Source organism: Streptococcus lactarius, from assembly GCF_016642265.1.
Lineage (GTDB): Bacteria > Bacillota > Bacilli > Lactobacillales > Streptococcaceae > Streptococcus > Streptococcus lactarius.
Window position 1 is genome coordinate 44,592 of sequence record NZ_MRXX01000008.1, and the last position, 12,259, is coordinate 56,850.

Annotated in this window: 14 protein-coding genes and 1 tRNA gene; 12 read left to right on the forward strand and 3 right to left on the reverse strand. The window is 42.0% G+C overall.

The features are described 5' to 3' along the window. Positions 1-241 precede the first annotated feature (241 nt). Positions 242-523 (forward strand): co-chaperone GroES, encoded by a 282-nt coding sequence (gene groES, locus BTU61_RS06695; protein WP_200772876.1) that lies wholly within the window; start codon positions 242-244, stop codon positions 521-523. A gap of 21 nt (positions 524-544) precedes the next feature. Next, the gene (gene groL, locus BTU61_RS06700) at positions 545-2,170 is read left to right on the forward strand and encodes a chaperonin GroEL (protein WP_200772877.1); all 1,626 of its coding nucleotides are present in this window, start codon (positions 545-547) and stop codon (positions 2,168-2,170) included. Between the two features lie 728 nt (positions 2,171-2,898). On the opposite strand, the gene BTU61_RS06705 is transcribed toward groL, so the two are convergent. Then, on the reverse strand, positions 2,899-3,432 hold the full coding sequence (locus BTU61_RS06705) for a hypothetical protein (RefSeq protein WP_200772878.1): 534 nt from the start codon (positions 3,430-3,432) through the stop codon (positions 2,899-2,901). Between the two features lie 488 nt (positions 3,433-3,920). Here BTU61_RS06705 and BTU61_RS06710 point away from each other — a divergent pair, with 488 nt between their 5' ends. Next, complete coding sequence (locus BTU61_RS06710; protein ID WP_234700105.1) at positions 3,921-4,427, forward strand: hypothetical protein; 507 nt, start codon at positions 3,921-3,923, stop codon at positions 4,425-4,427. Positions 4,428-4,711: 284 nt separating this feature from the next. Here BTU61_RS06710 and BTU61_RS06715 read toward each other — a convergent pair. Together BTU61_RS06715 and BTU61_RS06720 are read right to left on the reverse strand one after the other, a co-directional pair. After that, positions 4,712-4,784 (reverse strand) — tRNA-Lys (locus BTU61_RS06715). A 264-nt stretch (positions 4,785-5,048) separates the two neighbouring features. Beyond that, entirely contained in the window at positions 5,049-6,320 is a 1,272-nt protein-coding gene (locus tag BTU61_RS06720) for a replication-associated recombination protein A (RefSeq protein WP_200772879.1), read from the reverse strand. A gap of 114 nt (positions 6,321-6,434) precedes the next feature. Here BTU61_RS06720 and BTU61_RS06725 point away from each other — a divergent pair, with 114 nt between their 5' ends. The 9 genes from BTU61_RS06725 (at position 6,435) to BTU61_RS06765 (ending at position 12,194) form a co-directional block, all read left to right on the forward strand. After that, the gene (locus BTU61_RS06725) at positions 6,435-6,905 is read left to right on the forward strand and encodes a DUF3013 family protein (protein ID WP_200772880.1); all 471 of its coding nucleotides are present in this window, start codon (positions 6,435-6,437) and stop codon (positions 6,903-6,905) included. 12 nt (positions 6,906-6,917) lie between these two features. Then, on the forward strand, positions 6,918-7,358 hold the full coding sequence (locus BTU61_RS06730) for an NUDIX hydrolase (protein ID WP_200772881.1): 441 nt from the start codon (positions 6,918-6,920) through the stop codon (positions 7,356-7,358). Beyond that, on the forward strand, positions 7,355-7,828 hold the full coding sequence (locus BTU61_RS06735; RefSeq protein WP_200772882.1) for a GNAT family N-acetyltransferase: 474 nt from the start codon (positions 7,355-7,357) through the stop codon (positions 7,826-7,828). Before BTU61_RS06730 ends, BTU61_RS06735 begins: the two co-directional genes overlap by 4 nt. A gap of 137 nt (positions 7,829-7,965) precedes the next feature. After that, on the forward strand, positions 7,966-8,916 hold the full coding sequence (gene prmA / locus BTU61_RS06740) for a 50S ribosomal protein L11 methyltransferase (protein ID WP_200772883.1): 951 nt from the start codon (positions 7,966-7,968) through the stop codon (positions 8,914-8,916). Between the two features lies 1 nt (position 8,917). Further along, the gene (locus tag BTU61_RS06745) at positions 8,918-9,661 is read left to right on the forward strand and encodes a 16S rRNA (uracil(1498)-N(3))-methyltransferase (protein ID WP_200772884.1); all 744 of its coding nucleotides are present in this window, start codon (positions 8,918-8,920) and stop codon (positions 9,659-9,661) included. Positions 9,662-9,803: 142 nt separating this feature from the next. Continuing rightward, positions 9,804-10,196, forward strand: coding sequence for a DUF1310 family protein (locus BTU61_RS06750; protein ID WP_200772885.1), 393 nt, complete (start codon positions 9,804-9,806; stop codon positions 10,194-10,196). A 5-nt stretch (positions 10,197-10,201) separates the two neighbouring features. Next, positions 10,202-11,521, forward strand: a complete 1,320-nt coding sequence (locus tag BTU61_RS06755) for an alpha/beta hydrolase family protein (RefSeq protein ID WP_200772886.1) — start codon at positions 10,202-10,204, stop codon at positions 11,519-11,521. Positions 11,522-11,632: 111 nt separating this feature from the next. After that, a complete protein-coding gene (locus BTU61_RS06760) occupies positions 11,633-11,914 on the forward strand; it encodes a hypothetical protein (protein WP_234700106.1) in 282 nt (93 codons plus the stop codon). Next, positions 11,901-12,194, forward strand: coding sequence for a hypothetical protein (locus BTU61_RS06765; protein ID WP_200772888.1), 294 nt, complete (start codon positions 11,901-11,903; stop codon positions 12,192-12,194). The genes BTU61_RS06760 and BTU61_RS06765 overlap by 14 nt, the downstream gene beginning before the upstream one ends. Positions 12,195-12,259 lie beyond the last annotated feature (65 nt).

Genomic DNA, 12,259 nt, shown 5'->3' on the forward strand with positions numbered 1-12,259 from the left:
AATCGAATTCTAACGAATGACCGATTTTTGTCTCCCTCTCTCTTTTTTAGTCTTAGAGAAAGCTTGGTAAATCTCCAAAGATAGGGGAAATGGAATCGTTTTTGCCCTTTTCGAACTTGAAGATTCTCTGCTTTATTTGAGGTGTTTTTTTCTTGACTATTTCTGACCAAGTGATACAATAGAAACATAGGTTAGCACTTGGGTGATTAGAGTGCTAAAATACAAGTATGGAGGAACGACAATGTTAAAACCATTAGGAGACCGCGTGGTCTTAAAAGTAGAAGAAAAAGAACAGACTGTTGGAGGTTTTGTTCTCGCTGGTGCGAGCAAGGCCGATACAAAAACAGCTGAAGTAGTAGCTGTTGGTGAAGGAGCTCGTACCTTTACGGGTGAGTTGATCGCACCAAGTGTAAAAGCAGGAGATCAGGTCTTGATCGAAAGCCATGCAGGCATTGAAGTCAAAGATGGGGATGAAACCTACACCATCGTTGGAACATCAAATATTCTTGCAATTGTAGAGTAAGAGAAGAAAGAGGTAAGAAAAATGGCAAAAGATATTCAATTTTCATCAGACGCACGTTCTGCCATGGTCCGTGGTGTCGATATTTTAGCAGATACAGTCAAAGTCACCTTAGGCCCTAAAGGGCGCAATGTAGTCCTTGAAAAATCCTTTGGTTCACCATTGATCACAAACGATGGGGTGACCATCGCAAAAGAAATCGAATTGGAAGACCATTTTGAAAATATGGGTGCCAAATTGGTGTCAGAAGTGGCTTCTAAGACAAATGATATCGCAGGTGACGGTACAACAACCGCAACGGTCTTGACCCAAGCCATCGTCCGTGAAGGGATCAAAAACGTCACAGCAGGGGCTAACCCAATTGGCATCCGCCGTGGGATTGAGACCGCTGTTGCAACAGCAGTAGAAGCTTTGAAAAATAATGCGATCCCAGTATCGAGCAAAGAAGCGATTGCTCAAGTAGCTGCCGTGTCTTCACGTTCTGAAAAAGTCGGTGAATATATCTCCGAAGCCATGGAAAAAGTTGGCAAAGATGGGGTCATCACCATTGAAGAATCCCGTGGGATGGAAACAGAACTAGAAGTCGTAGAAGGTATGCAGTTTGACCGTGGTTACCTTTCTCAATATATGGTCACTGACAATGAAAAAATGGTGGCTGATCTTGAAAATCCATACATTTTGATTACGGACAAGAAGATTTCAAATATCCAAGAAATCTTGCCATTGTTGGAAAGTATTCTTAAAAGTAGCCGTCCACTCTTAATTATCGCAGATGATGTAGATGGAGAAGCTCTCCCAACGCTTGTCTTGAACAAGATTCGCGGTACCTTTAATGTCGTCGCTGTCAAGGCACCAGGCTTTGGAGATCGTCGCAAGGCCATGCTAGAAGACATTGCGATCCTTACAGGTGGTACGGTGATCACAGAAGACCTCGGCTTGGAATTGAAGGATGCAACGATCGAAGCCCTTGGTCAAGCAGCGAAAGTCACTGTTGACAAGGACAGCACGGTGATTGTCGAAGGGTCTGGTAACCCAGAAGCGATTGCTAACCGTGTCGCTGTCATTAAGTCTCAAATCGAAACCACTACATCTGAATTTGACCGTGAAAAACTTCAAGAACGCCTAGCCAAATTATCTGGTGGCGTTGCTGTGATCAAGGTCGGTGCTGCGACAGAAACAGAATTAAAAGAAATGAAACTTCGTATCGAAGATGCATTGAACGCTACTCGCGCAGCCGTCGAAGAAGGGATCGTTGCCGGAGGTGGTACAGCCCTTGTCAATGTCATCTCTGCAGTTGCAGCTCTTGAATTGGAAGGGGATGAAGCAACAGGACGCAATATCGTCCTTCGTGCTTTGGAAGAACCTGTTCGTCAAATTGCTCACAATGCTGGCTATGAAGGTTCCATCATTATTGACCGTTTGAAAAATGCAGAAGCTGGAACTGGCTTCAATGCAGCAACCGGTGAATGGGTGAATATGATTGATGCTGGTATCATCGACCCAGTCAAAGTAAGCCGTTCAGCCCTTCAAAACGCAGCTTCCGTTGCCAGCCTCATTTTGACAACCGAAGCAGTCGTAGCCAACAAACCAGAACCAGCTGCCCCAGCAGGACCAGCAATGGATCCAAGCATGATGGGTGGGATGATGTAACACGTTACAAATGATTGAGGCTTTGCCTCTAATCATTTGACGCCAACCGCTATCAGGCGGTTTGGCTAATCGTCTTACTAGCTCAAAGGGAGGAAAGTAACGTTCCTCCCTTTTCACGTCGTAATCTATGTAAAACAAAGAAGGCATTATCGGCCCTCTTTATTTTCTGTCGTAACCTGCGTGTTTGATCGAGGCTATGCCTCTAATCATTTGATGCCAGCTCTATTAGGTGGCTAGCTGTATCTTCTGGCATTATAGGATAATATTTTTATTTTAAATTTGTAACAAAAATGATAAATACTAGTTAAAGAGGAGTTAGTGAAACCCTTTATTTTCTAGTGTTTTCGGCGTTTTTGAATCAGGATAAAAATGCTAACAAATTGCAATATAAATTAACTGAATTTGTAACATTGTTAGTGTAAACTAATAAGGGTAGATCTTAGATCTGCATTGTTGCAAGGGGAGAACTTCCCACATACATGTCTATTGACAATAAAACTTGATCGTACTATCGCTGTCAGTAAAATGAGAGTTTGAACGTGGCGTAGATTATATCGACCTTTTTCATATTAAAAATATTTTTCAAATTCCCCTTGCGCAAGCTCTTCCGGATTCCTCCGGGAGAGTTTTTTTCTTTGCAATAAAATGGTTCTTCTGTACTCGTCCTTCAAGTATTTGGATAGTTCTTGCTATTCTAAAGATCTAATGGAGGACTTTTTTATTACATGCTAATAGAAGAAATCAATGCCGTAGTTTTCTTTTAGATAGGTCGCTAACTCGGCTTTTTCTTCCTCTCTAAATCGACAGAGGCTAAGGGCGAGACGCAATTTCAAGGTGCTTGTATTGATGATGATGTTTGACTTAGAAATATCTGCTAGCTGGGTGACTTCTCTGAGGTTAAAATCTAAATAGCAAGCCTTGCTGTTTACATGATCAGGGTCGCTAACATCCACTTCAACATAAGATGCTCGCAACAATTCTTCTTTGGGGATGAAGATTCCTTTTGAGAAGAAAAGCCCAGGATAGACATATATACCTTCAAAGGTGAATTCAAAGGAGACTCTGTGGTTAGTCAGTCTTTTGATGCCTGCAATCGTTGCGTAGATAGCAGCGAAAAAGAGGACGGTTGGAATCACAGTGAGAAGATTTAGTTGAGAAAAGTCGATCAATCCATGTATGAGAAGAAAGAAAATTTGAATGAATATAGCCGATGCAAAGAGTAGATAACCGACACCAACAAATTTTGAATAATAGATTTTCATAGGAAGCTCCTTGTATATAATAGAACTCGCCAACGCTTTTTCAAGTAGAAGACGTTTAGGTCGTGCAGAGTTAAAATTTTAGGTATCCCCATCATATCCTATGGAGCGAAGTTCTGTCAACCTTTTAGCAAGCTGCGGCTCTTAGCTATTCTATGACGTAGCAAGTTGGTTTGTGTTGTACTTGGATAAAAGCATTCCAAACTTTGAGAACTTATTTTCACAAATAGAAAGAGGTCAATATGTTTTTTTTAGACGACGTCGCTTTTATATCGGACATCAAGATCGTTCATTGAGAACGATTTTTTTATCTAATCCCTTATTTATTTTGTGTTATAATGAGGGCTAAATGTATGGTGACGGATGCTGAAATTAGGAGAAGCAAATGAAAAATAAACACAAATTTATCTTTTGTTCACTCGTTTTTCTTGTTCACTTTGAAGCCGATCTACCAATATATTTCATTTTCTAAGATGGATGTGAATAGTAGTATGGTTCAATGGATTCAAGATAAAAATGATCAGGATTGGCAAGCTCTTGATAAGCATATTCATCTAGTGCCCTCAAAAGAAAATGGAAAGAACATCGGCCTTATCTATATGGTGGATGACTATAATCAAATTGAAAGTAAGATTTCTTCTGAGAATCAAGCGGTATCCATCAGTTACAATAATCGATTACAAGGAGACGAGAGTGTTGAAATTAGTTGGTTAAATGGGGAAAAGCGGTTGTATCATGCTGGGAGATATTTGAAATTAGCAGGTGAAAATCAAGCTGTGATTGAAAGTAGCACAGGTTCTTCAGTGACCGTTTGGGAACAACGTTCGGAGAAAGCTAAAAAGCGATTATATGCAGTTGTAGAACTAATGAAACAAACTGTTTTAGAGCATCTGTTCCAGCAAATAGTGCTTAGTTCGTTAGCTGTTATTTTCTTTCTTTTAGGGTGGAGAATTTACGGTGCTTTCAGAAAACGTGGAGATTCACCATCATTAATGTAGATGATAACACGGGCCACTTTGAAGCGCGAGTGGTGAATCGGTAAACTTGAGAGATCTGTAATTAGCCCAAAGAACTGGGGCGATGTGACCGTCAAGGATATTTGGAGAGATGATTTATCTAAAAACTAGAAAATAAGTTCTTTCTTTCATAACAGAAAAAGCGAGCTTTGTCATGAAGCGCGCTTATTTGTATTCATTAAAAATGTGGGGCAAATGATGGGGCAAATCAGTTATAGACAAGCAAAAAAGCCTTGGTTATCAAGACTTTTTCCTGTTGATTTAGATGCCCCCTACAGGGCTCGAACCTGTGACCCATAGATTAAGAGTCTACTGCTCTACCAACTGAGCTAAGGAGGCAAATATAAAAAGCTGTATTGGTGCCGAAACTTCACGATTTGTATTGAACCCGCGCAATTAAGCAGGTGGGCAACTCGCTCTAACTGAAGCTGCTTCCGCGTGAAACGGCCTGCATGCTGTTAGAAGTCTTTTGTTTCCCTAATAATACAAAAATAGTCGGTCAACACTTAAGTGTGAGTTCGTACACCACAGCGTTTCTATATGTATATGATACCACATTTTGAAAATATTTCAAGAAAAAATCTCATTTTTTTGAAACCGATGTCACTTTCTCTTGAGCTGATCGATCTTCTCCTTGGTGGCTCCGAGGGCACGCTCGTACTTGCCATTTTCATTGGGAGTGAAGTAAGAAGCGTGTTTGATCTTGTCTGGCAGATAGTCTTGCTTGACCCAGTTGCCAGGATAGTTGTGGGGATATTTGTAATTTTGCGCATTTCCCAGTTCCTTGCTTCCAGCATAATGGCCATCACGGAGGTGGCGGGGAATAGGGAGATTGCCAGATGTCCTCAGATCAGACAGGGCCTTGTCCATGGCAACATAGGCTGAGTTGGACTTAGGCGAAAGGGCTAGGTCGATGACGATGTTGGCGATGAGAATGCGGGCTTCAGGAAAGCCGATGCGCTCCGCTGCCTGAAGGGCTGTTACGGTATGGATCTGGGCATCTGGATTGGCCAGACCGATATCCTCATAGGCAATGACCGTCAAGCGACGAGCTAGACTGGGTAGATCTCCGGCTTCGATCAAGCGGGCTGCATAGTGGAGACTAGCATCGACATCCGAACCGCGGATAGATTTTTGTAGTGCAGAAAGGACATCGTAGTGTCCGTCTCCGTCCTTGTCCATGGTGATGTAGCTCCGCTGGAGGCTATTTTCCATGATCTCTAGCGTAATATGGCGGACGCCTTCTGCATTTTCAGAGGTCGATAGCACCGCCAGATCGAGAGAATTAAAGGCGGAGCGAAGATCTCCATTTGTTGAGGTCGCGATGAAATCCAAAGCGTCCTCGTCGAGTACGACTGGAAAATCAAAGCCACGCTCGGGATCATCTAGCGCTGCCTTCAGTGCCTGCTTGACCTCTTCCGTCGTCAAAGGTTCCAGCTCAAAGATCTGTACGCGGCTACGAATAGCGGGTGTGACAGAGAAAAAGGGATTTTCAGTCGTTGCACCGATCATGATGACCAGACCGCTTTCGAGCAAAGGCAAGAGAAAATCTTGCTTTGTTTTATCAAGACGATGGATCTCGTCTAAAAGCAGGACCAAGCCACCAGAAAATTTGGCTTCCTCTGCGATTTCTTGGAGGCGTTTTTTACTGTCAACCGTTGCATTGAAGGTCCGAAAAGCATACTTGGTCGTTCCTGCGATGGCAGAAGCAATACTGGTCTTTCCGATCCCCGGAGGTCCATAGAGAATCATAGAGGACAGACGATTGGCTTCGACCATGCGACGAATGATTTTGCCTTCTCCGACCAGGTGCTGTTGGCCGATGACCTGATCAATCGTCCGTGGGCGCATACGGAGTGCGAGATTGTCGGGCATTTCCTTCTCCTTTCTAGCTTTGTCTCCTTTCAAAGAGGCGTTTTTTATGGTAAGATTGTAGTAACTATTGTATCATATTCCGCTCTAAGAGTGGGAAATTAGAAAGAGGACATGATGTCTAAATATGGATTTTTGGATGTTTTAGAAGAGGAAATGGACAAGGTTTTTCCCTTTGATTATGAGATCAATTGGGATAAGAAAAATCATGCGGTAGAAGTGGCTTTTCTCTTGGAAGCACAAAATACAGGAGGGGTTGCACTGGTTGATGAAGCTGGCGAAGAATCTGACGAGGATATCTTCTTTGAAGAAGCCGTTCTCTTCTACAATCCAGCCAAGTCTCATGTGGACGAAGACGCCTATTTAACAGCGATTCCTTATGAGCCTAAGAAAGGCTTGTCTCGTGAGTTTCTAGCTTATTTTGCGACCTTCCTCAAAGACACAGCCGAGCTGGCCTTGGATGAGCTCATGGATTTCTTAGCAGACGAAGAGGCAGAGAGCTTTGAGATCGTCTGGAACCAAGAAGTTTTTGAAGAAGGCAAGGTTGGCCTAGAAGAAAGCACTTTTTACCCTTATCCGAGATATTAGAAGGGAAAGCTCATGCTTGAGGATTGCTTAGAAGAACGGTTTGACTTTACGGGTTGTAAAATTGCCTTATTTTGTGGGGATAAGATTCTAACCATCTTACGGGATGATAAAGAGACGATTCCCTGGCCCAATATGTGGGAACTACCAGGAGGTGGACGGGAAGGAAATGAGACCCCTTTTGAGTGTGTGGCGCGTGAGGTTTATGAGGAATTGAGCATCCAACTGTCGAAAGATGACATCATCTGGTCTTGGATCTACCCTAGTATGCTAGATGAGAACAAAAACTCCGTTTTTTTAGTTGGGCAGTTGACACAGGAACAGTTTGACAGTATCGTCTTTGGGGATGAAGGACAGGCCTATAAACTGATGTCTATTGAGGAATTTCTCAATTCTAAACAGGCAGTGCCTCAGCTCCAGGGGAGATTGAGGGATTATTTGGAGGAAAGTTTATGATAAGACTTGAGAGAGCAGGGGCGGAAGATTTAGAAACCATTATTGCGATTCAAAGAGCCAGTTTTAGGGTAGTTTATGAAAAATACCAGGATGAATATGATCCTTATCTGGAGGACCGTGAACGAATTAAGTGGAAACTAGTCGAGCGTCCCAATAGCTATTACTACTTTGTGAAAGAAGATGAAGAGAAGATTGGTTTTTTACGAATTCAGACCAATGACGAGTTAACGAAAGCTTGGTTGGGAACGGCAGCGATTTTGCCCCAATATCAAGGAAAAGGGTATGGATCTAAAGGTTTGAGCTTGCTAGAAGAGGAATTTTCAACCGTTAGACAATGGGATTTGTGTACGGTGTTACAGGATGTAGGCATGGTTGCGTTCTACGAGAAGAATGGCTACCATCAAACCCATATCGAGCCTGAAAAAGAAGGCATGGATATGGTCTACATGAAAAAATTGATAGAGAAATAGAAAGGACGGTTCAGTTAAATTTTTAAACTGAACCCGCCCTAAACACGGTGCCAAAAAGATAAACTTCTCAGAGACACAAGCGTCTTCAGAGAGTTTCCTATTTTGGCTTTGTGTTTTACGGGCTTGGTATCTTAATAATGGAAACATGGCAAGAGTTAAAAGTTACAGTCAAGCGTGAGGGAGAGGAGCTGGTTTCTAATCTCTTGATCGAGTTAGGTGCCCAGGGTGTTGCAATCGAAGACAGCATGGACTATGTGGGCAACGTCGATCGCTTTGGTGAGATTTTCCCAGAGGTCGAACAGCAAGAAGAAATCGTGGTGACGGCCTACTATCCGGAAACGGTCGATGTAGCTGCGGTTGAAGCGGACTTGCAGGCTCGCTTAGCAGAATTGATAGACTTTATGGATCTGGGTGAGGTCAAGATGGGGACGACTGCTCTGGCTGAGGAAGATTGGGCCGACAACTGGAAGAAATACTACGAACCAGCTCGTATCACCCATGACTTGACCATCGTGCCGTCTTGGACAGACTATGAGGCAACAGCGGGAGAAAAGATGATCAAGCTAGATCCAGGCATGGCCTTTGGAACTGGGACTCACCCAACAACCAAGATGAGCCTCTTTGCCTTGGAGCAGGTTCTCCGTGGTGGCGAAACAGTGCTAGATGTAGGGACTGGTTCAGGTGTCCTTTCTATTGCTAGCTCGCTTCTGGGTGCCAAGAAGATTTTCGCCTATGATTTGGATGATGTAGCGGTTCGAGTCGCTCAGGAAAATATTGAGCTCAATCCTGGTATGGAAAACATCCATGTAGCCCCAGGCGATTTGCTTAAAGGAGTGGAAATTGAGGCAGATGTCATCGTGGCCAACATTTTGGCGGATATCCTCATTCATCTGACAGACGATGCTTATCGTTTGGTCAAGGATGAAGGTTACCTCATCATGAGTGGCATTATCAAGGACAAGTGGGACATGGTCCGTGAATCAGCAGAAGCAGCTGGATTTTTCCTTGAAACCCATATGATTCAAGGGGAATGGAATGCCTGCGTCTTCAAGAAGACCAAGGATGTCTCCGGTGTGATTGGAGGCTAGCATGCAGCAGTATTTTGTAAAAGGTCTTGCCACATCTCCTATCACTATCGAGGACAAGGAGACCAGCAAGCACATGTTTCAGGTCATGCGCTTGAAAGAAGATGATAAGGTGACCCTAGTTTTTGATGATGGGATCAAGCGTTTGGCGCGCGTGGTCAATGTAGAAGCCTGTCAGTTTGAGTTGGTTGAAGAATTAGCTGACAATGTAGAACTACCAGTCCAAGTGACCATCGCATCAGGCTTTCCCAAGGGGGACAAGCTGGAGTTCATCACTCAAAAGGTGACAGAGCTAGGTGCAAGTCAGATCTGGGCCTTCCCGGCAGATTGGTCCGTTGCCAAATGGGACGGCAAGAAATTGGGTAAAAAGGTTGAGAAGTTAGAAAAAATTGCCCTTGGTGCAGCCGAGCAAAGCAAGCGGAATCTTGTCCCAAGCATTACCCTTTTTGAGAAAAAGGTAGACTTTTTGGCTCAGTTCGACCAGTTTGACCGCATCGTGGTGGCCTATGAAGAGTCGGCTAAAGAAGGAGAGGCAGCAGCACTGATTCAGTCGCTGACAGGATTGGAAGCTGGAGGTCAACTGCTCTTTATCTTTGGACCAGAGGGTGGCCTCTCTCCTACAGAAATTGAAAGTTTTGCAGCTAAAGGAGCAGTCCTTGCAGGACTTGGGCCTCGCATCCTAAGAGCAGAAACAGCCCCACTCTTTGCCCTCAGCGCAGTGAGTGTTGTCACAGAATTAATGAACTAACGAAGTGAAAGAATCGCTTCGTTATTTTTTTTACAAAAATCTTCTATTTTCAAAAATTTTTACGAATTATTAAAGTGAGAGTAATAAATTTGAAAACTAAATAGTGTAAAGTGATACTAATACCACTTTATGGAGGATGAAGATGAAAGCAAAAAGAAAAATTGGCCGTTATATATTGGGAGTGTTGGTTTTGGGAGTCTTGATATGGGGAGGACTACTTGTAAAGAATCATCTTGATTTTCAACATGAAATGCTTCAGATTGCCCATAGCAAGGAAGTGGAAAGGTTGATTGTACATGATCTGAAATTGAAAGATCCTAATGCATTTACAACAAAGGGAAAGATTCAATCGTATGAAATTGATGACAAAACGATTGAACACAACCCAATGGGGGGGATTATGTTTGATGTGATCATAAATGGTGATAAAGAGATAACTGGTAGCATAGGCTTGTGGAAGACTAGTAAAGATGGTCCGATTGAGTCTGTGGGAATGGATGCCTCTGAAGGTCTTCAAAAACTGACGAAGGAGTAAGAGAGATGTATACCGATCAAGAAAAAAATAGGATTGCGTGGAAAGAGTACTCAAAATTTAATGTTGGGAAAGAGGTTGATATTGAGAGTAGTGATGGGAAAAGAGAAAAAACAATAGGCTATGTTTCTGAAATCTTTGGTCAACCACCAGAAGAAGATATGGTCACCTCACTTGAGGATTTTGTAGCACGGTTTGAAGGTGATATGTCTGGTTTGAATGGCTATATTGTAACTGATAAAAAAATCACTCATGAAACCAGACCTGAGGATGTGCATGAGGTGACAATTTTGTTTGAGGGATCGGAAGCACATTTTGATAAAAAATTTATGGAGGCTATGGATGATTGGGTGCTCACTGATGCTCCAACTGCTTTACAAATATCAATGGCTAAAAGACTTGGAATCAAAACAGGGAAAACCTCCCAGCTTGATGCAGCTTCGAAAGAAGTAAAAGCAGCAATGAAGAGATATCCGAATGCGCGTTTTAAATTCTATGCCCATTCTTTAGGTGGCTTAAATATCCAAGCTTCACTTGCTTCTTTGGAAGATAAATATTTAGATAGAGTTGATGCGGCTTATATTTATGAAGCGCCCAACCTTTATCCACTTTTAAGTGATGAAGAAAAGAAGCAGGTCGATAAGATAAAATATAAAATTTATAATTTTGTAGATAAGCGAGACTTGGTCACATGGGAACATTATGATGAAGGAAACGAAGGAGTTGTTGGAACACTTGTTCGAATTGACAGTAAGGATGCTGGCAATTTAGGAAAACAACATATGTGGGGAGGTTACGACTACAAGGCTGGTTACTTGAACGTCAAAGAAGAGAGTTTAGATGATTATCGGTTAGCTCGAGTAAAGCAGGCAAAAGAACAACTACAGTTAAAGAAAAAAACACTGGAGTCTTGGAAGAAAAGAGGTCTCTCTGAAAGTGACCTTATTTTCATGGATACTACTCAGGCAACGGGGATAGTGGAATCGCTAAAGGAATTTGCTCTCATTGCCTCAGATTATATTTTAGCTGTCTGTGATTTCGGTATTGCTGATGTGAGAGGATCGTGGGATTCACTATTAGCTTCTTGCTATTCATCTGTATCTGGAACTCGTTGTACAATGAGTGATATTGTCAATGCACTTTCTCAAATTGGTGTAACAATGGAAACAATTGAAGGGAATCGCATCACAGAATTAGAAAAAATTAAAAAAGATACTCTAAAAATAAAAGAAAGTATTTTTAGTCTATCAACAGATATAGCGAAAGGGATTGCAACTGTTGCAGGTACAGATATTGCTCTAGCAAGCCAACTTCAATTGCAATGGTAAAGAATGGAAAACAAAGAGTTTGAATGTATTAATGCAATCAGAAAAGTAGAAGAAAAATGGAATAGGGCTGAAGAGGAGTTAAAAATGGAGATAAAAAAACTGGAGAACAGAATGCATCAGATCCATAACCAGTACTATTTTACAAAACAGAGCATCGAAATGATGGAAGAGGAAGTTGGCTATTTCTCAAAGTCGATGGGGAATATGGAATTTTTATCAGATTATTATCGGGAGTTATCGGATGTTTATGAAGAATTACATTTTGACTACCACCAAGAAATAGCCAGTATTGAAGAAGTTCATCAGCTAAAACAAAAAGAATTACAGGCAGTCTCTGAACAATGTGCCAATGAGATTGCAAAATTACGAAAGGACATGTATGTCGAAAATTGATGTTTTAAATGATCTTACTTATGAAGATAAGCGTTACATGGCGGCTATCATTAGCGTTAAATTTATGGGGAAAATTGCATTAACCAAGGCAGCAATTGATCAAAAAGGTATAAAAAATAGAATTTCATCGAGTTTAACTGAACTTGAAAGTTCTCTAGATCAGGTCATTGGAAGTATTGATAAGGATTTGGCTGGAAAATTTTCAAACTCTGTTAAAGAAGGCGTTGGAAGAAAGAAATTGGAGTTAAACGCTTTGCAAGAGTTTTGTAAGACAAAGTAGTATCCGTATATGAAAGTAGCTTCATTGGTTTTCATCTGCTTCTAAAAGTGTTAAAATAGTATCCA

Excerpts from the sequence above, each read along its gene's own strand:
- BTU61_RS06735 (WP_200772882.1), top strand. The coding sequence starts at position 7,355 with ATGATAAGACTTGAGAGAGCAGGGGCGGAAGATTTAGAAACCATTATT.
- groL (WP_200772877.1), top strand. The coding sequence starts at position 545 with ATGGCAAAAGATATTCAATTTTCATCAGACGCACGTTCTGCCATGGTC.
- BTU61_RS06725 (WP_200772880.1), top strand. The coding sequence starts at position 6,435 with ATGTCTAAATATGGATTTTTGGATGTTTTAGAAGAGGAAATGGACAAG.
- BTU61_RS06765 (WP_200772888.1), top strand. The coding sequence starts at position 11,901 with ATGTCGAAAATTGATGTTTTAAATGATCTTACTTATGAAGATAAGCGT.
- BTU61_RS06755 (WP_200772886.1), top strand. The coding sequence starts at position 10,202 with ATGTATACCGATCAAGAAAAAAATAGGATTGCGTGGAAAGAGTACTCA.
- groES (WP_200772876.1), top strand. The coding sequence starts at position 242 with ATGTTAAAACCATTAGGAGACCGCGTGGTCTTAAAAGTAGAAGAAAAA.
- BTU61_RS06705 (WP_200772878.1), bottom strand. The coding sequence starts at position 3,432 with ATGAAAATCTATTATTCAAAATTTGTTGGTGTCGGTTATCTACTCTTT.
- prmA (WP_200772883.1), top strand. The coding sequence starts at position 7,966 with ATGGAAACATGGCAAGAGTTAAAAGTTACAGTCAAGCGTGAGGGAGAG.
- BTU61_RS06760 (WP_234700106.1), top strand. The coding sequence starts at position 11,633 with ATGCATCAGATCCATAACCAGTACTATTTTACAAAACAGAGCATCGAA.
- BTU61_RS06750 (WP_200772885.1), top strand. The coding sequence starts at position 9,804 with ATGAAAGCAAAAAGAAAAATTGGCCGTTATATATTGGGAGTGTTGGTT.
- BTU61_RS06730 (WP_200772881.1), top strand. The coding sequence starts at position 6,918 with ATGCTTGAGGATTGCTTAGAAGAACGGTTTGACTTTACGGGTTGTAAA.
- BTU61_RS06710 (WP_234700105.1), top strand. The coding sequence starts at position 3,921 with ATGGTTCAATGGATTCAAGATAAAAATGATCAGGATTGGCAAGCTCTT.
- BTU61_RS06720 (WP_200772879.1), bottom strand. The coding sequence starts at position 6,320 with ATGCCCGACAATCTCGCACTCCGTATGCGCCCACGGACGATTGATCAG.
- BTU61_RS06745 (WP_200772884.1), top strand. The coding sequence starts at position 8,918 with ATGCAGCAGTATTTTGTAAAAGGTCTTGCCACATCTCCTATCACTATC.